At 60.1% G+C, this 581-nt stretch carries 1 protein-coding gene; it reads left to right on the top strand.

Going from position 1 to position 581, the window contains the following annotated elements; translation table 11 throughout:
- On the top strand, positions 1–378 hold a 378-nt coding region (locus QJT78_RS51965), incomplete at its 5' end, for a transposase (protein WP_281460926.1).
- Positions 379–581: the final 203 nt, after the last annotated feature.

Raw genomic sequence — 581 nt, 5'->3', positions numbered from 1 at the left:
ACCGTTCCCGGTATCGGTCCCCTGACCGCTCTGGCCTTCGTCGTTACCATCGACAACCCCGCTCGCTTCAGACATTCCGCCGACGTCGGTGCCTATCTCGGCCTGACACCAAGACATTATCAATCCGGCGAGGTCGACCGAACTCGCCGCATCTCCAAACGCGGCAACCATCAGGTTCGGACTTATCTGTTCGAAGCCGCGAACGTCCTGCTGACCGTTGTCAGGCGAGGTTCTGCCCTCAAGCGCTGGGGCAGCAAGCTGACCAAACGGATCGGCGCCAAAAAGGCGAAGGTTGCCGTTGCTCGCAAAATGGCTGTCATCCTCCACACCATCTGGACCGACGGCACTGAGTTCCAGGCAGAGATGCGCGCCGCATGAAGCTGCCTTAAACCGACCCAGATCCGCCTTCGGCGTAACAAGCGTCCCTGCCGGGACGAGGGTGCTGGCAATTTCGAAGTCGTCCCTGCGGGCGTTACGCACCGCGCTCTTCACATCGAGATGCACACCTGTTGAACGCCATCATGCGGCGGCTGTAGAGACGACCGCGGAAAGAACCATGAACCCGGCAGTGGATCACTTTT

It is taken from the genome of Bradyrhizobium sp. Mp27 (assembly GCF_029953005.1).
Taxonomy (GTDB): domain Bacteria; phylum Pseudomonadota; class Alphaproteobacteria; order Rhizobiales; family Xanthobacteraceae; genus Bradyrhizobium; species Bradyrhizobium barranii.
Note: the sequence above shows the minus strand (reverse complement) of the source record. Positions and strands in the feature narration are given on the sequence as shown.